An 18,727-nucleotide genomic window follows, 5' to 3' on the forward strand; every position below is an offset into this window, starting at 1 on the left:
AATGTTAAATATTTTTATTTTACTGAATTTTCTAGTATCATATTTTTAGATGCTTTTAATAAGGAGGATATAAGACATGAAAACTATAATTGAGAATCGTCTTGTTCGTGCGAAAGTACCTAACGAACTAAAATGGGATTTGTCTGATTTGTATAAGTCCAATGATGAGTGGCATACCGCATTAAACATATTAGAAAATGATATACAGAAACTTGATGCATTTAAAGGACGTTTACATACTAACTCCACAACTTTATTAAATTGCCTACTTTTAGAAGAAGAGCTTTTAATGAAGTTAACAAAACTGTACTCATATGCAAATTTAAAAGAATCTACTGATCGTACAAATCCAGTTATTCAAGCGAACTCTTCCAAAATTTCTGCTTTATGGACGAAAGTACATACTGCACTATCCTTTATTCATAATGAAATCCTCTCATTCGACGAAGGAACAATTGAAAAATATTTAACTGAAGAAACAAAACTCGAACCTTTCCGTAAGTCGTTACTAGAAATACTCAAAAAAAGGCAGCACACACTCTCTCCTGAAACAGAAGAAACACTTGCTGCACTTGGCGAAGTTCATAGTTCTCCATACAAAATTTACGGCATGACTAAATTGGCAGATATGGATTTCACTTCTATACAAGACGAACAAGGAAACGAACTCCCTGTTTCTTTCGCATTATTTGAAAGCAAATATGAATTTTCTCCAAGCGCATACATACGTAGAAAAGCATACTCATCATTTGTTTCCACCTTGAAACGATATAAAAATACAGTTGCGACAACATATGCTACCGAAGTAAAAAAACAAGTAACACTTTCTCGTTTACGTAAATATGAATCCGTTACCCATATGCTATTAGAACCACAAAAGGTTCCACTTGAAATGTATAACAACCAACTTGATATTATTTATAAAGAATTAGCACCTCATATGCGCCGTTTTGCAGATTTAAAAAAGAAAGCATTAGGACTCGATCAAATGCTTTTCTGCGACTTACATGCACCTTTAGATCCCGAATTTAATCCGACGATTACTTATGAAGAAGCAGCCACGCTCATTCAAGATTCTTTAAAAGTATTAGGCGATGAATATAGTTCCATAATCGAAAAAGGATTCAAAGAAAGATGGGTAGATCTTGCAGATAACGTAGGCAAATCAACAGGGGCATTTTGCTCAAGTCCATACGGCTCTCATCCCTATATTTTAATTACATGGCAAAATACGATGCGTGGATGCTTCACATTAGCACATGAATTTGGACATGCTGGTCATTTCTATTTAGCAAATAAAAACCAACGTATCATGAACGTACGCCCATCTATGTACTTTGTTGAAGCACCATCAACTATGAATGAATTACTATTAGCTCAGCATTTACTAGCGACTACTGACGATAAGAGGATGCGCAGATGGGTCATTCTACAACTACTCGGCACATATTATCACAACTTTGTTACTCATTTACTTGAGGGTGAATACCAACGTAGAGTATATGCTCTAGCAGAAGAAGGACAGCCCCTTACAGCTACAACTTTAACTGAAATTAAAACAAATGTCCTTTCGACATTCTGGGGAGATTCTGTAGAAATCGATGAAGGTGCGGGCTTAACTTGGATGCGTCAGCCTCATTATTATATGGGTCTATATTCTTACACATATTCCGCAGGCCTCACTGCATCTACTGCAGTAGCTCAAATGATTAAAGATGAAGGACAACCTGCTATTGATCGCTGGTTAGATGTGCTTCGCGCTGGTGGTACAATGAAACCACTTGAACTAATGAAACATGCCGGAGTAGATATGTCAAAACCAGATGCAATCCGTCAAGCTGTTTCTTACGTTGGTTCATTAATTGATGAATTAGAGCATTCTTATCAAGAATAAAAAATAAGCCCTCGCTTTATGAGGGCTTATTTCATATTTACTTCCCAAACCTTTTACGATATCCACATTTCCTACAAAGCTCTTCAACCGCAACTCTTTTGGAAAATCCATCGACAATGTTTGTTGCTCTTTCACCTTCTATAATGTTAGAAAATGAATCGTTATTAATATTTCCAAGGTTAATAATCCCTTCACCATCTAAACAACAAGGAATAACCGTCCCATTCGCTAAAATCCCTGCTTGATTACGAAGTCCATGACAGAATCCTTTCCCATCATCCTCTTCTTCATGTAATGCTGGCCACTGGAATTCATAGTCTTGATTAATAAAGACACGTTCTGCAATTTTTATACCTTTTCCTGGTGTAAGCTTCTCTTCAATCTGATAAGATAGATCAAATTCATTTTCAATTATGGATAATAACTCCCTATTTTTCTGAATTTCAGCATTTGTTTTATTATCCTGAGTTAAATTCCATAACCTTAACGATACAATTAAATCTGATTGACTTGTCGCTTCCCTAATGAAGGAAAGTATACTCCTTACATAGCCCTCTTTATCTTGCGAACCTGGGTGTCCATCAAAACTATGCAGTGAAAAATTCATTTGTCTTAACGCGGGCTTATTTAACAGCCTATGCCTTCTCTTATTAATTAACGTTCCGTTCGTTGTAATATTAACTTTAAACCCTTTTTCATGACTTAAGTCTAATAGTTGATCTATTTTCGGATGGAGCAACGGCTCCCCCTTCACGTGCAAATAAATGTAGTCTGTGTGAGGTTTAATTTGGTCTAATCTTTTAGCAAAATCCTCTACAGAAATGAATTGCTTCTGCCTTTCCGTCGGCGGACAAAAGCTACACGCAAGATTACATACACTCGTAATCTCCAAGTAAAACTTCTTAAACTTCTTCACCTTTAATTCCTCACTTCTCTAACTACTTATACTTTTTTCCTCTTCATATTACAGCATATTTTTATGGAAATAGAAACATACTTATTTTAGGAAATCTACATACCATCTAATAATATTTAAAAGACCATCGGTAATTTTTGTCCAATGGTCTCTTTATCCTTTTTATATGCAAAGAATAAATTTATTTATGATACGGTTCATCATAACTATTCTAAATAAGCTTATTTTTTATTATTTTCATAATTAAATTTAACAAAAAAGGTAGTGCCTTCTGATCCTGTTTTAATTTCTATTTTTGCATTATGGCGGGCAGCAATGGCATAACATACACCTAACCCCAATCCAGTTCCATTATCTTTGGTCGTGTAAAATGGCGTACCCAGTTTCTCTAATACTTCAGGCCTAATACCTTTTCCTTGATCCTGCACTGCAAGCACCACACAATTTTGACCTTCCTTGTAGGTGCTAATGGTTAGAACTTTCCCTGTATCCATCGCTTCTAAGCCATTACGATATAGATTCATTAATAATTGCCGTATCTCATTACGATTTAAAAGTAATTCCGGAATGTCATTTGTATCGACTTGAATATACTTATTTTGATTGTGCGTATCAACCTTTATTAAAGGAATAATATCGCGGATAATTGAATTTAAATCTAACATCTGTAAATCCAATTTCCTTGTATTCCCCATTGAGAGAAATTCAGTAATAATAGAATTGGCACGGTTAAGTTCTTCAATCATTAAATGAAAGTACTTATTATGTTTCTCATAGGTATTCTCTTCTTTTAATAACTGCAAAAATCCTAGTACCGTTGTCATTGGATTTCTAATTTCATGGCTGATACCTGCTGCCATTTGCCCTATTAAATCAATGTTAGATAATCTTTTCAATTCCTGTTCATATTTCTTTTTTTCCGTTATGTTTTTAAAAATACAGCAAATACCATCATCATACGGGTATGCAATAACTTCGTGCCAATATTCATCTGCAGTAGAAAGAAATTCGAAATGAACTGTAGTTCGCTCTGACATTGCACGATGAAATTCCTTATACATAACTGTGTCGATGTCACTCGGGAAAACATCCCATATATTCTTTCCTAATACATCTTTTGCTGTTTTTCTTTGCGGAAAATATTGGTGCTTATTTACGTACGTAAATTCCCATTTATTATTTAAAGTAAAGAATCCATCCGTAATACATTCAATCACACTTGTAACTTTTTCATTAGCAGCAGCTAGCTCTCCCGTTCGCTCTTCCACTATACTTTCTAGTTTATCCATATATAACAAATTTGAAAACGTAGGGGCTGTGGCATCAACAATAGATTTTGCTAGTTGAATTTGAGAATTATCGTAATTGTGAGCTTTTCCTTCTTTACCAACGACGATTACCCCTAATACTTCTCCCATTGAAACCAATGGAATCATCAATAAATCCTTACTATCTATATTTTTTGTTTGAATAACCTCTTGGATCTTGGCTTCATAGCTTTTCTCTGTCCAATCCGCTTCTGTCCAATCACAGCCCTTACTTAATTTCGTTGTTTTAATCGTTGTTTTGTCTAGCGGATCTAGAAGATGGGCAGTCATATTTTTACTTTCTAAAATCTGATCTAAGTAAAAAAAGCATTTATCAAAACTCTCCTGTATTGAGGCACACATTGATAAATCACGGGTAACATTTAGTAACAGCTGCTTCTCAGCAATAAGGTTTTCCTTTTGTGTTAAATTATTTGCGTTTTGAATTGCGACCGCGGCCATATTTACATAAGCTTCAACACTTTGAATTTCTGAATCTGTTAAGTTCATCGGAATCCCATAATCAAATAAAAAAACCAGACCAAATAACTCTTGCCTAAATGAGATAGGCAGAGCTAATAAGGACTTAATTTTAAACGCATCAACGGGTCTCGGATCTGGTCGATGATCCTTTGAGGTATCAGGAATATAGATGGTTTTTTTCGTTTCAATAACTTCTTTTGCCAGTAAATCTACTTCAGGATCAATTACCTGAGTATCGAGCGTTACGCCATTTATGGTCTCTGGTTTTCCTGCAAACCCTCTAAATGTTCCATCTTCCTGGGGTAAATAAATTCCAACAGCATCGCACCTAACAATCTCCTCTGATATCGCCATTGTCACACGCTGTAATACTTCACGTAGTTCTAATTTTGTATTTATTATTTTTGTTATATTCGCGAGCCTAGAATATCTCGTCTGATCACTTACCATTCACATAGCCTCCAGTTATAGGCATAATAAAATAAATATGATAATATCAGCGTCTTACCTTTGTTTTACATAGAATACCTTACTTATGGTAAGGTTCCCCACGATTAATCCGAAACGCTCTATACACTTGCTCAAGCAACACTAATCGCATTAATTGGTGTGGTAACGTCATCTTTGAAAAAGAAAGTGATTCGTTTGAACGCTTCATTACTTCTGAACTTAGTCCGAGTGATCCACCAATTACAAATGCGACTTTACTCTTTCCATATGTAGCAAGGCGATCTAGACTTACCGCAAATTCTTCTGATGACTTTTGCTTTCCTTCTATAGCTAATGCAATCACATGCGTGTCATCAGAAATTTTATCCAGTATACGTATACCTTCTTTTTCCTTTACAATTAACATTTCTGCTTCACTTAAATTTTCTGGCGCCTTTTCATCTGGCAATTCAATTACTTCTACTTTTGCGTATGCTGATAATCGTTTTAAGTATTCTGCTATACCTTGTTTCAAATATTTTTCTTTTAATTTCCCAATTGAAATAATCGAGATATTCACACGTATCCTCCACCTTACAAACATGTTATCCACAAAACTTATCCACATATCCACAAACACTACCCACATATTGTGTGAGAATCTGTGTTCGATACAACATATGTCGCCTCATTTTGACAAAATTCACATGTTTTTTTCTCTTTTTCTGAGTTATCCACACTGTTGATAACCGGCGCAACTTCACACTCATCCACAATAATATCTAACGCTAATTCAACATGTTCTAAACAACAAGGTAAATTCATTTTCTTCACCTCACTTTTCTACAATAGAAAACAGGAGGTAGGCCCTCCTGTTTTTAATACTTTTGAATGCCTAATTTCACTGTTGTTGTTACTCTTTTTGTACCACGATAAAACGTAAGAGTCATTTTATCATTAATTTCCTTATCATATAAGGCCGTGCGGAATCCAATAATATCGCGAATCGGTTTTCCATCTACTGCCACAATAACATCATGTTCTCTTAAACCAGCATCCGCGCCTGGCGAAGGACTTTTCACATCCAAAATACAAACTCCTTCTGTTACAGTACCTGGTAAATGTAATGTTTTTGACCAATAATAGTTTGGAATTTCATTTAATGACCTAAGTTCAATCCCAACATACGGTCTTCTTACTTTTCCATACTTCTCAAGTTCATTCATAATCGGAACAGCCCTAGTCACCGGAATAGCAAGTCCGATTCCTTCTACTTCTTTTGCAGCAATTTTCATTGAATTAATACCAATTAATTGTCCTGCTGCATTTACAAGCGCACCGCCACTATTCCCTGGGTTAATCGCCGCATCTGTTTGTAACACTTCTACTTGCCAATCATAATGTCCATCTTGATCTAAATCTACAGGGACAATACGTTCATTAGCTGAAATAATACCTTGCGTAACAGTTCCAGAGAATTGCAGTCCAAGTGGATTTCCAATCGCAATAACTGGCTCTCCTCTACGAACAGTATTAGAATCGCCAATTTCAATTATTTTTTTCACATGCTTTGCATCTATTTCTAATACAGCTAAATCTGTGACTACATCGGTTCCTAATACTTTTCCAGGAACCTTCTTACCGTCACTTAGACTTACTTCAATACGATTCGCTCCAGCTACAACATGATTATTCGTTACAATATAAGCTTGACCATTTGTCTTTTTATAAATTACTCCTGATCCTGTACCAGCCTCTGAATCTGCCTCTGAAAAGTTATCTCGTTGAATGTTAATAACACCCACAACGGCTTCAGATGCACGATCAACAGCATCTACAAAGCTAATCTGTTTAATTCCTTGAGCTTCGGCCATATTACTTCCGCTTGCTTCAGCTTGCGGAAGCGTATCAGCAGAATTTGAAAATAAAGGAGCTCCAAACGCAAATAAAGAAGCTCCTACAATTGTTCCCGCTATACTAGAAAGAACTATACCTTTATGCTTCTTTTTCCCTGCACGTTTCATACGATAATTTTCTTCATCAATAAAGGACATATTTGTTCACCCATCTTCCTGAAAACAACTATATTCACCTTTATTGTTTACTAAAATGAAGAATTATACGTATTGAATTTTTGTAGGCATTTTTGGATCTGTATCGTGAATTTCAAAGGATTCACCCACTCCAAATCCTTTTTCCTCTAGTACTTGTGATACTGACATACGAGCTAGTTCTTTCATGTTATTATCTAAGCTTAAATGGGCTAAATAAATATGCTTTGTCTCATCTGTAATTACATCTGCCATCGCTAATGCAGCATCCTCATTACAAACATGCCCAACGTCGCTTAAAATGCGTCGTTTAATGCTCCATGGGTAACGTCCCATACGAAGCATTTCCACATCATGATTACTTTCAAACACGAAAGCATTAGCTCCCTTAATAACGCCCTTCATACGGTCGCTTACGTATCCCGTATCTGTAATAAGCGCTAATTTCCTATTATTGTTATGGAAAGCATAAAACATCGGTTCTGCCGCATCATGAGAAACTCCAAATGATTCGACTTCAATATCACCAAATGTTTTCACATCCCCAACTGAGAAAATGAATTTTTGCTCAGTTGGGATATTTCCTATTAAATGTTCCATTGCATTCCATGTTTTCTCATTCGCATAAACGGGTAAATCATATTTTCGCGCCAATACACCTAACCCTTTAATATGATCACTATGCTCATGTGTTACAAGAATACCTGATACATCATTTATATTCAGTTCTGCTTGTTTAAATAAAGCCTCTGTCGCTTTACCACTTAAACCTGCATCGACTAGTAATTTTTTTTCATCGGTTCCTACGTATAGCATATTTCCTGTACTTCCACTTGCAAGTACGCTAAAATGCAACCCCATTATTTCTCACTCCAGTATGTTCATCAACCACTTGATTTTCCTTTTCCCCTAATTCCATAACTTGTCCTTCAATTGCATTCACAAAGAAGTCCTGCTTTTGCTCCGTTTTTAAATTCCACGTTGGAGCAAGTACTTGGTTATTAGAAGTAGATGCGGTAAGAGTGGCATAACCAATTTGCGCTTCTTTAACATGTGTATTTCCATGAATTTTATTTTTTAAATACAAATTTTCTAAAGCTGTTTGAGCCGTAATAATTTCTTGCTCTTTCGTTTTTTCACCTTCGCCCATTTCTTTTAAATCAGTTAGCATTGTCTGCGTATATGAAACAAGTTCATTTTTTTCATTTAATTCCACAACAATCATCGCCTGATTATTATAGAAAATAGGCTTATCTTTATATTTTTGGAAGAAATAAATTTTAGAGTCTTTCACCGCTCCAAATTCATACTTTTGTCCATCCAATACATAGTTCTTCAAAAATTCATTATACTTATCTTTTGATAATGATTTCGTATTTAAAAAAGGCTCTTTTAGCTTACTTTCTATCGTGTACATATTTTGTATATGCGCCGTTTGATTTTTCAAAGACTGTATATCATCTTCTTTAAAGGCTTTATTTTCCGCTCTAATAAATGACTCTTTCTTCGGTTCCTTAGGGATATTCCCTATAGTAATTTTATTTGCTTTTAATTCTTGATCTATCTTTGTTTCTGCAATAAGCTCCAATTGATTACTATCTTGCTTTTGAATGAATTGAAAAATGAGAAAGAGGTCCAAAACAAAAAAGGTCACAATAAATATGGTTTTAATTCGATCCCAATCCATTTAGTCCTCCCTCACTCCACTCATAGATTTGCTGTTTACCCGTTTCACCTTCAACAAGCTTTACATACCAAATTGGTTGTAGTCGAACTACTTGCCCATCTAGTGATAACTTGTATCCAATACCAATATCCTTAATTACTTGTTTCTTTATCTCTGGATTATTTTCTAGGGATGCTATTACAACATGCCCTGACGGAAGAGTAACTTTCTGTTCTATGCCTTTAGTATTTAAAGACAGCAACGGTCTTTCATATTCCATTACTTCTTCTGATCCCCATTTTTGTCTCAATTCAGCTAATCCATCTGTATTGAATACGGAATATCCATCTTCATGTAAGCGAAATACTGTCTCTCCTTTATTCATATAGTCCAAACGATATGAATCCAAACTTCCACTGTGACCACTTACAAATTCAAAGCTTTTTTGTAACAGCATTAAATTATCTATCGTTTTCTCAGTTAAGACAGAAGAGTTTTTATACTTTAGCATGTGACGATCGTTTTCAATTTCCATGGATCTAATACCATCTGTAAATGTTTCTTTCGATATCTCAGTAATCGGACTTAAATAACGAGGATCACTAAACAGAGCATTCTTAAACGTATCAACTGCTAAATTAGATGAAATATATGTTATATTGTTTAACTCTGTCGTGCCATCTGGTAAAAATAACTTTTTCATATCATTGATTTGATAATCAAAATAGGGCTTTGCTGATACTATAAATTGATTTTGAGCATTTACAATATCTTTTAAATACACACCACTTAATTTTGCCTCATATATTTTAAAGTTATCACCATCAGAAACAAAGTTAATTTTAATTTCTTGATCCTTACTCCTAGAAGGATCAAGGAGAATACGATTAAAATATTTAGGCTTATCTGTACTTTTCTCTTTCATGTTAAACATAGATTTAACTGCATCAAATGGGATATCAGTAGGGAAAACAAGTTCAATTTTCCCTTCACCATGCACATAGGATAGGAAATCACCCTTAGTGATTGATATCTCTCTAAACTCATGTAGCTCCCCTACTTCCAAAGGCTTATAGATTGATTCTATATCTGCCTCTCTTCTGCTCCCATAATGATTTTTATCTTTATGCACGATGATAGAAGTAGGACGGACAACATCGGAAATTTTAGTTTGATTCGTTCCTTCATTGCCCTGTACAAATTTTGCATTTTGCATGGATGTAGAATCTGGCACATACGTCCATAGGTTAAAAGTAAGAAACAGGCTAATTACAACTAGGTTAATTAAAACTATTGTTTTAAAGTTTTCCATACTCATTCCCAATCGTCCTCTTCATCTGCTGCCATTGGTAACGTGAAATAAATAGTTGTCCCTTTTCCTTCTTCACTCTTCGCCCAAATAGAGCCACCATGTGCCTCGATCATTTCTTTTGCAATTGCTAATCCAAGTCCCGTACCACCCATTTGTCTTGAACGAGCTTTATCTACGCGATAAAAACGTTCAAAGATTTTATCAACGTTTTCTTTTGGAATACCCATTCCTTGGTCACTTACGCTAATTTCTAATAAATCACCGCGATCACGTAAGCGATATGTTACTGTTCCACCTTCTGGTGAATACTTTAATGCGTTAGAAATAATGTTATACAGCACTTGAGTAATTTTGTCAGTATCCATATCAATAAACCTAGACTTCTTAGAGAAAGATCGTTTGAAACTTACATTTTGTTCTTTAGACATTTCAAAGCGATCAATAATATTATTAAAGAAATCAGTAAAGTCGACCCATTCTTTCATTAAACGGTGCTCTGTACTATCAAGTTTAGATAGCTGTAACAACGCATTTACAAGTCTAATCATTCTTTCTGTTTCTTCTTGTGTAACCGTTAAAAATTGTGGTGCAATATTCGGATCCTGCCATGCTCCATCTGTAAGTGCCTCTAAATAACTGCGCATCGTCGTTAATGGCGTCCTTAATTCATGAGAGACATTCGCCACAAACTCACGGCGTTCCCTTTCTATACGCTCCTGCTCTGTTACATCATATAATACGGCAATTAAACCATTTGCCTTCCCTGTTTCTTTTTGAATAACAGAGAAACTAGCACGTAAAATATATGGTTCATTTCTCGTACTAAAATCTAATAAAACAGAATCTGGCTCTTCATATAAATGATCGAGCGTAAATTCTTCCTGTATCCCTAATACCTCTAAAACAGATTGATCGAGCGCTGTTTCACGAGAAACATTTAACATTTTTTCCGCAGGGTCATTTAGTAAAATAATATCCCCTTTTCGGTCAGTAGCAATTACTCCATCTGTCATATGAGATAAAACAGATGATAGTTTACGCCTTTCACTTTCTGTAGAAGAACGCGCTTGTTGTAATTTTTTTGATAAATTATTGAAGGATAATGCCAGTTGTCCAATTTCATCATGGCTATGCACCTTTACTTTTCTCGAATAATTTCCTTTTGCCATTTCGATTGCTTGTCTCCGCATATCTGAAATTGGTCTTGTAATTGTTTGAGCCAATAAAATCCCAAGTACGGCCGTTACTAATAAGGCAATTACTGTTCCCGTAGCAAAAATTTGATTTATATCCTTCATTTGTTTATATACATCTTCCATAGATGCAACGATGTATATAACACCAAGCGCATCCTTACCATTATCATCTAGAATCGGAGTAAGCATAACTTGAACACGATGGCCTGTACTACCATCCTTCTCAATTTTCACTTCTGGCTTTTTTTGCACCAACACTCGCTGAACAGCTATATCAGTTGATGTTCTATTCACCTTATTCTGCTTTGATTCATCTGAAATAGCCAGTAACTTTCTATGCGAATCAAATACACTTACCTCTTGTATAACTTTTTTTTGATCAGAGGCAAACTTTCGAATAGAAGTTTTAATCGTTTCATCTGTTGACTCTGTTTCTGCTTTTGTATAACTTTTTTTAAATTCTTGTTTCAAGTTATATGATAATAAGTTTGTTTGCTGCGTTAAAGAATCCCTAAAACCTTGTACTAGGCTCTTCTCTAATTCCCTTACAAAATATACCCCAATAACTTGCATCGCTATTAATATTAATAGCATATATATAAGCACAAATTTTAAATGAATAGATTGAAAAAAACCAACTTTCTTCATATACTATTCCTGCTCTGGGTCACGCAAGTAATACCCTACTCCACGTCTAGTTACAATTAAAGTAGGATGGCTTGGATTATCTTCAATTTTTTCACGCAAACGACGTACTGTTACGTCTACTGTGCGCACATCTCCAAAATAGTCATAACCCCAAACTGTTTGTAATAAATGTTCGCGTGTCATAACTTGTCCTAAGTGTTTCGCTAAATAATGTAGCAACTCAAATTCACGATGTGTAAGCTCGATATTTTCCTCGCGCTTCGTTACACTATATGCATTTGGATTAATAACAATTGGTCCAATAACCATTTCTGTATTTTCTTCTTTTTCTGCAGCACCACCTTGTTGGTGACGGCGTAAATTCGCCTTCACACGAGCAAGTAATTCTCTCGTGCTAAATGGCTTCGTTACATAATCATCTGCCCCAAGCTCAAGCCCTAATACTTTATCAATCTCAGAGTCCTTTGCTGTAAGCATAATAATCGGCATTTCTGAACTTTTACGTATTTCACGACAAACCTCTAAGCCATCTTTACCTGGTAGCATAATATCTAATAAAACCATATCTGGTTGTTCTTCATTAGCTTTTTCAATTGCTTCATCACCATCATGCGCCATTACTATTTCAAAACCTTCTTTTTCTAGGTTAAACTTCAAAATATCTGCAATCGGCTTTTCATCATCAACTACTAAAATTTTCTTTCCCATCATCGTCTATTTCCTCCTTATAAAAATATGGTCAATAATCCCTAAACATATTGATGTTTACATAGTATGTCCTATATGACCGCATCCTTTGTTTAAGTATTTTCTCCTCTATTCTCATAGACTCATGTATGATCCACTTTTACACGGAATCCTATACGATCTATAGAAAAACCTCTAGCTTCAACTGCTAGAGGCTCCTCGTTCTATTTTAAAATAACTACTCAGTTTTGTAAAATTACATAAATAAAAAGGATATTAAGTGGGCCCACTTAATATCCTGAGAGTGGCTCGGGACGGAATCGAACCGCCGACACGAGGATTTTCAGTCCTCTGCTCTACCGACTGAGCTACCGAGCCAAAACTATATATAAAACCACTAATGGTGGTATAAACAAAAGTGGCGGTCCCGACCGGGGTCGAACCGGCGATCTCCTGCGTGACAGGCAGGCATGTTAACCACTACACCACGGGACCAAAAATAAGCATAAAAAAAACATGACCCGTACGGGATTCGAACCCGTGTTACCGCCGTGAAAGGGCGGTGTCTTAACCACTTGACCAACGGGCCACGAAAAATAAAATGGTGAGCCATGAAGGATTCGAACCTTCGACCCTCTGATTAAAAGTCAGATGCTCTACCAACTGAGCTAATGGCTCATACTCACCAACGTCATATTTTCGTGACGACAAGATGTATCATAACATGTATTCTGTATTCTTCGCAATACTTTTTTTCATTTTTTTATAAAAGATAAGAAAAAACTCATGCGGACATGAGTTTTTTCTTAAAATATCAATTAAGCCTCGTATACATTACGAACAATATTCGTTTGGTTACGATCTGGTCCAACTGAGAACATAGATAATTGAATTCCTGTTAACTCAGAAACACGTTCTACGTATTTTCGTGCATTTTCAGGAAGCTCGTCTAATGATTTTACACCAGTAATATCTTCTGTCCAACCTGGAAGCTCTTCATATACAGGCTCACATTTTGCTAAAATGTTTAAGTTTGCTGGAACTTCATCGATAACTTCGCCATTGTATTTGTAAGCAACACAAATTTTAAGAGTCGGAATATCTGTTAAAACGTCGATAGAATTTAATGATAGATCCGTTAAACCACTAACACGACGCGCATGTCTTACAACAACGCTATCGAACCAACCTACGCGGCGCGGACGACCAGTTGTTGTTCCGTACTCACGACCAACTTCACGAATTTGATGACCAATTTCATCATTAAGTTCAGTAGGGAATGGACCGTCACCAACACGGCTTGTATATGCTTTACATACACCTACAACGCGAGTAACTTTCGCAGGACCAACTCCAGTTCCAACTGTTACACCACCCGCAATCGGGTTAGAAGATGTAACGAATGGGTACGTACCGTGGTCAATATCAAGCATAACACCTTGTGCACCTTCAAATAATACACGGTGATTGTTATCTAGTGCATCATTTAATACAACAGATGTGTCGCATACATATTGTGCGATTTGTTGTCCATATTCGAAGTACTCTTCAAAGATTTCTTCTACACTGAAACCTTCTGTATCGTACATTTTTTCAAACAAACGATTTTTCTCTACTAAATTGCGCTCAAGCTTCTCTTTAAATGCTTCACGATCTAAAAGATCAGCCATACGGATACCAATACGAGCAGCTTTATCCATATATGCAGGACCGATACCTTTTTTCGTTGTACCGATTTTGTTATCACCTTTACTAGCCTCTTCTAACTCATCTTGTTTTAAGTGATAAGGTAAAATAACGTGTGCACGGTTACTTACACGTAAATTATCAGTACTTACACCACGGTCGTGTAAGTATTTTAACTCTTCAAGTAATGCTTTCGGATCTACTACTAAGCCATTTCCGATTACACAAATTTTCTCTTTATAGAAAATACCAGATGGAATTAAGTGTAACTTATATTTAACTCCGCCGAAAACAATTGTATGTCCCGCGTTATTTCCACCTTGATATCTTGCAACTACTTCCGCATGCTCAGAAAGAAAATCAGTGATTTTACCTTTTCCTTCGTCGCCCCATTGTGTTCCTACAACTACTACTGAAGACATTATTAAAGCACCTCCGCAATTTTCAAACGATCTATTCAAACAATATAATTGTACCAAAACCGAAAAAGAAGTCAACCAAAAAGCGAACATTTTTTTATCAAAAATCATTTTCGTTCGTAAGAATTATGTTTTCACCTTATGAAAGCCTTATCTTTACCCCATAAAAAAAGAAACACATCTTATTATAAGAAATGTGTTTCTTTTTTATACTGCCTTTATGCCCCATCCTCAAAGCGTCGTTCTAAGTTAACGAACTTATTGAACTCTTTGACGAATGCAAGTTCCACTGAACCTACTGGACCGTTACGTTGCTTTGCAATGATAATTTCAATCGTATTTTTATTTTCCGTTTCACGGTCATAGTAATCTTCACGATATAGGAAAGCTACAATATCAGCATCCTGCTCAATACTTCCAGATTCACGAATATCAGACATCATCGGGCGTTTATCCTGACGAGATTCTACACCACGAGATAACTGTGATAAGGCAATAACAGGCACTTGCAATTCACGTGCAATCCCTTTTAAAGTACGAGAAATCTCAGATACTTCCTGCTGACGGTTCTCACCTGATTTCCCACTTCCTTGAATAAGCTGTAAGTAGTCAATTAAAACCATTCCAAGACCTTGTTCTTGCTTTAGTCTACGACATTTTGCTCGAATCTCATTTACCTTAATTCCCGGTGTATCATCAATATATATACCGGCATTTGAAAGACTCCCCATCGCCATTGTTAATTTCGCCCAATCATCAGAAGTTAGTGACCCGGTACGAAGTCTTTGCGCATCGATATTTCCTTCTGCACAAAGCATACGCATAACAAGCTGATCGGAGCCCATCTCCAAGCTAAAAATCGCTACATTTTCATCCGTTTTCGTCGCTACGTTTTGTGCGATATTTAATGAAAATGCAGTTTTCCCTACTGACGGACGTGCTGCTACAATGATTAAATCATTTCGCTGGAAACCTGCCGTCATCTTATCTAATTCAGTAAATCCAGTTGGTATCCCAGTAACTTCACCTTTTTGATTATGCAAAAGTTCAATTTTATCATAAGCATCCACAAGAACATCTTTAATATTTTGAAATGCTTTTGCATTCGTTTGATGGGATACTTCTAATATTTTTTTCTCGGCCTCATTTAAAAGGCCGTCCACGTCATCTTCTCTCTCGTATCCATCCGACACTATATGAGTCGCTGTTCGAATTAAACGGCGTAAAAGTGCCTTTTCAGCAATGATACGTGCATAATATTCAACGTTAGCAGCTGTTGGAACAACTTCTGCTAACTCTGCTAGATAAGACACTCCACCAACTTCTTCTAGTAATCCTTGATCAGCCATCGCTGATGTCATTATTACTAAGTCGATCGGTTCTCCTTTATCAGATAATCCAAGCATGACCTCAAAAATCTTTTGATGTTTTGTTCGATAGAATGAATCAGGTACCAATAACTCCGATGCTGACGTTAACGCATCTTGATCAATTAATATGGCACCTAAAACCGCCTGCTCGGCCTCTATATTATGCGGAGGGGTACGATCAGCAAGTACATCACTCATACGCAATCCTCCTTGCTTAATTTATTTTTATTGTTCACTAACATGAACTTTTACTGTCGCTGTTACTTGCGGATGCAATTTCACTGTTACATTTGTGTAGCCTAATGCACGAATTGCATCATCCATTTCAAATTTACGTTTATCAAGTTTAATTTTATGTGATTTTTGCATCGCATCTACGATTTGTTTGCTCGTAATAGAACCGAATAAACGGCCACCTTCTCCAGATTTCGCCTTTAATTCTACAGTTAATTTCTCTAAAGTCTCTTTTAACTCTTTTGCATTTTCAAGCTCTGCTGCTGCATCTTTTTCTTCTTTACGCTTTTGAGCTTCTAAAGTTTTCATACTGCTATTTGTTGCTTCAGCAGCTAATCCTTGTTTTAGTAAGAAGTTATTTGCATAGCCATCCGGTACGTTTTTTATTTCTCCTTTTTTACCTTTACCTTTTACGTCTTTTAGAAAAATTACTTTCATGATTGTGTGCCTCCCTGTAAATAGTCATCAATAACAAATCGAAGCTTCTCCTCAGCTTCATCTACTGTAACATTTTTCATTTGTGTGGCTGCATTAGTCAAATGCCCTCCACCGCCTAAGTTTTCCATAATTAGCTGCACATTCACTTCACCTAAAGACCTGCTGCTAATTCCAATGAGATTCTCACCACGTTTCGCAACAACAAATGATGCAATAATCCCTGTCATCGTTAATAACGTGTCTGCCGATTGCGCAATAAGCACTTGATCGTAGTAATCATCACTATCAACTTTAGCAATCGCAATTCCATTTTTATAAATGTACGCATTTTTTATAGCTTTTGCAACCCGTAAATACTGATCCATATCTTCCTTTAAAAGTTCTTGTACAAGTACAGTATCTGCACCATGTGAGCGTAAATAAGAAGCAGCATCAAATGTACGAGCCCCTGTCCGGAATGTGAAACTTTTCGTGTCGACAATAATACCTGCTAACAATGCCGTCGCTTCTAGCATTGTCATCTTTAAATTTTTAGGTTGATACTCAAGTAATTCTGTAACCAATTCTGCCGTGGAAGAAGCATATGGTTCCATATAAACTAGCAATGGGTCTTCAATAAAATCTTCCCCACGACGATGATGATCAATAACTACTACATTTTCAATTTTATGTAACAGTTTTTGCTCCATCACCATAGAAGGTTTATGCGTATCAACAACAACAAGTAACGACTCATCATTTGCAAATTCCATCGCTTGCTCTGGAGTAATAAAATGAGACCATAACTCCTCATTTTGTTTCACTTTGTCCATCAAGCGTTTAATTCCCTTATCAGAATCATTTTCATCTAATACAATATATCCTTTACGCTCGTTTAATTGAGCCACTTTTAAAATACCAATCGCAGCACCAATTGCGTCCATATCAGGAGCCCTATGCCCCATGATAATGACATTACTACTTTCTAATACTAAATCCTTTAACGCATGCGAAATGACCCTAGCACGTACACGGGTACGCTTTTCAACGGGATTTGTCTTACCTCCATAGAACTTAACTTTACCTGTCGCTTGTTTAATAGCTACTTGGTCTCCACCGCGCCCAAGCGCAAGGTCTAAACCAGATTGAGCCATTGCCCCAAGCTCTGACAAAGGTAAATCACCTGATCCGACACCTACACTTAATGTAAGTGGTATATTCCTTTTAGATGTTTCTTCACGCACCTGATCTAAAATACTAAATTTCCCTTTCTCCATCTGCGTCAGAATACTTTCATTTAGCACAACGAAGAATCTTTCTGAAGATGCACGTTTTAAATACGCACCATACTTAAGTGCCCATTCATTTAGTCGCGATGTCACAAGACTTGTTATATTCGTACGTAATTGATCATCTAATCCTTGTGTAACTTCATCATAATTATCCAAATAAATTACAGCTAAAACAGTGCGTTGATCCTCATACATCTTTTCGATTTCCGTTTGTTCTGTTACATCAAAGAAATAAATTAACTTTTCTTCTTTCCTTACAAAAACGCGAAACTTTCGATTATTTAAAGAGACTATATCATCAGAAGTTTCTCCTTTAATGAAAAGAAGTAATGTTTCTGATACATCGTAAAGGTGCCATCCAGCTAACGCATGCTGTCCCAGGCATGAAGATAAATAAGGATTTGCCCAATCAATCCCGTAATCCTTATTGTATAACAAAATACCAATCGGCATTTGGTTAAATGCTTCATTACTGACTTTCTTTACCCTCGTAATCATATCTGTCGTATGCTTTTCGAAATTCCTTTGAAAATTAAGTTCAAATCGTATAACGATAAAGAACACGATACAAAAAATGATAAAAGCAGCTATCCCCATAATTAAATGAAAATAACAGAGAATTGAAATGAGCACAAACACAAAAAATGCCAATACATAAACAGGATATAAAAACCACTGTTTCTTATCAAATTCAGGCATGTATACAACTCCTATAAAGTA

Annotated in this window: 15 protein-coding genes and 4 tRNA genes; 1 reads left to right on the forward strand and 18 read right to left on the reverse strand. The window is 36.1% G+C overall.

Features of this window, described 5'->3' with window-relative positions:
* Positions 1-76: 76 nt before the first annotated feature.
* On the forward strand, positions 77-1,894 hold the full coding sequence (gene pepF, locus BM089_RS24585) for an oligoendopeptidase F (protein ID WP_090978345.1): 1,818 nt from the start codon (positions 77-79) through the stop codon (positions 1,892-1,894).
* A 37-nt stretch (positions 1,895-1,931) separates the two neighbouring features.
* Here pepF and BM089_RS24590 read toward each other — a convergent pair whose 3' ends face one another.
* From BM089_RS24590 to BM089_RS24675, 18 genes are all read right to left on the reverse strand, one after another.
* On the reverse strand, positions 1,932-2,810 hold the full coding sequence (locus BM089_RS24590; protein ID WP_000713633.1) for a radical SAM/SPASM domain-containing protein: 879 nt from the start codon (positions 2,808-2,810) through the stop codon (positions 1,932-1,934).
* A 221-nt stretch (positions 2,811-3,031) separates the two neighbouring features.
* Positions 3,032-5,050: a GAF domain-containing sensor histidine kinase gene (locus BM089_RS24595; protein ID WP_069356595.1), complete on the reverse strand. Its 2,019-nt coding sequence runs from the start codon at positions 5,048-5,050 to the stop codon at positions 3,032-3,034.
* A 79-nt stretch (positions 5,051-5,129) separates the two neighbouring features.
* A complete protein-coding gene (gene rlmH, locus BM089_RS24600) occupies positions 5,130-5,609 on the reverse strand; it encodes a 23S rRNA (pseudouridine(1915)-N(3))-methyltransferase RlmH (protein WP_001027003.1) in 480 nt (159 codons plus the stop codon).
* Between the two features lie 59 nt (positions 5,610-5,668).
* On the reverse strand, positions 5,669-5,854 hold the full coding sequence (locus BM089_RS24605) for a CxxH/CxxC protein (protein ID WP_001052833.1): 186 nt from the start codon (positions 5,852-5,854) through the stop codon (positions 5,669-5,671).
* 53 nt (positions 5,855-5,907) lie between these two features.
* A complete protein-coding gene (locus BM089_RS24610) occupies positions 5,908-7,083 on the reverse strand; it encodes a S1C family serine protease (protein WP_000008032.1) in 1,176 nt (391 codons plus the stop codon).
* 63 nt (positions 7,084-7,146) lie between these two features.
* The gene (locus tag BM089_RS24615; RefSeq protein WP_000522837.1) at positions 7,147-7,941 is read right to left on the reverse strand and encodes an MBL fold metallo-hydrolase; all 795 of its coding nucleotides are present in this window, start codon (positions 7,939-7,941) and stop codon (positions 7,147-7,149) included.
* A complete protein-coding gene (locus BM089_RS24620; protein ID WP_000383720.1) occupies positions 7,925-8,767 on the reverse strand; it encodes a two-component system regulatory protein YycI in 843 nt (280 codons plus the stop codon). Before BM089_RS24620 ends, BM089_RS24615 begins: the two co-directional genes overlap by 17 nt.
* Positions 8,748-10,064: a YycH family regulatory protein gene (gene yycH / locus BM089_RS24625; RefSeq protein ID WP_075719576.1), complete on the reverse strand. Its 1,317-nt coding sequence runs from the start codon at positions 10,062-10,064 to the stop codon at positions 8,748-8,750. Before yycH ends, BM089_RS24620 begins: the two co-directional genes overlap by 20 nt.
* On the reverse strand, positions 10,061-11,902 hold the full coding sequence (gene walK / locus BM089_RS24630) for a cell wall metabolism sensor histidine kinase WalK (protein WP_000755367.1): 1,842 nt from the start codon (positions 11,900-11,902) through the stop codon (positions 10,061-10,063). The genes yycH and walK overlap by 4 nt, the downstream gene beginning before the upstream one ends.
* 3 nt (positions 11,903-11,905) lie before the next feature.
* Positions 11,906-12,613 (reverse strand): cell wall metabolism DNA-binding response regulator WalR, encoded by a 708-nt coding sequence (gene walR / locus BM089_RS24635; RefSeq protein WP_000971865.1) that lies wholly within the window; start codon positions 12,611-12,613, stop codon positions 11,906-11,908.
* A gap of 281 nt (positions 12,614-12,894) precedes the next feature.
* Positions 12,895-12,967 (reverse strand) — tRNA-Phe (locus BM089_RS24640).
* A gap of 41 nt (positions 12,968-13,008) precedes the next feature.
* A tRNA-Asp gene (locus tag BM089_RS24645) sits at positions 13,009-13,084 on the reverse strand.
* A gap of 22 nt (positions 13,085-13,106) precedes the next feature.
* A tRNA-Glu gene (locus BM089_RS24650) sits at positions 13,107-13,178 on the reverse strand.
* A 13-nt stretch (positions 13,179-13,191) separates the two neighbouring features.
* Positions 13,192-13,267: transfer RNA gene (locus tag BM089_RS24655), tRNA-Lys, on the reverse strand.
* A 140-nt stretch (positions 13,268-13,407) separates the two neighbouring features.
* A complete protein-coding gene (locus BM089_RS24660) occupies positions 13,408-14,697 on the reverse strand; it encodes an adenylosuccinate synthase (RefSeq protein ID WP_000100230.1) in 1,290 nt (429 codons plus the stop codon).
* 215 nt (positions 14,698-14,912) lie between these two features.
* A complete protein-coding gene (gene dnaB / locus BM089_RS24665; RefSeq protein WP_001286147.1) occupies positions 14,913-16,262 on the reverse strand; it encodes a replicative DNA helicase in 1,350 nt (449 codons plus the stop codon).
* A gap of 27 nt (positions 16,263-16,289) precedes the next feature.
* Positions 16,290-16,736 (reverse strand): 50S ribosomal protein L9, encoded by a 447-nt coding sequence (gene rplI / locus BM089_RS24670; protein WP_000864223.1) that lies wholly within the window; start codon positions 16,734-16,736, stop codon positions 16,290-16,292.
* Complete coding sequence (locus tag BM089_RS24675; RefSeq protein WP_001113779.1) at positions 16,733-18,706, reverse strand: DHH family phosphoesterase; 1,974 nt, start codon at positions 18,704-18,706, stop codon at positions 16,733-16,735. The genes rplI and BM089_RS24675 overlap by 4 nt, the downstream gene beginning before the upstream one ends.
* Between the last annotated feature and the right edge of the window lie 21 nt (positions 18,707-18,727).

Source organism: Bacillus sp. 5mfcol3.1 (assembly GCF_900114335.1).
Taxonomy (GTDB): Bacteria; Bacillota; Bacilli; order Bacillales; family Bacillaceae_G; genus Bacillus_A; species Bacillus_A thuringiensis_S.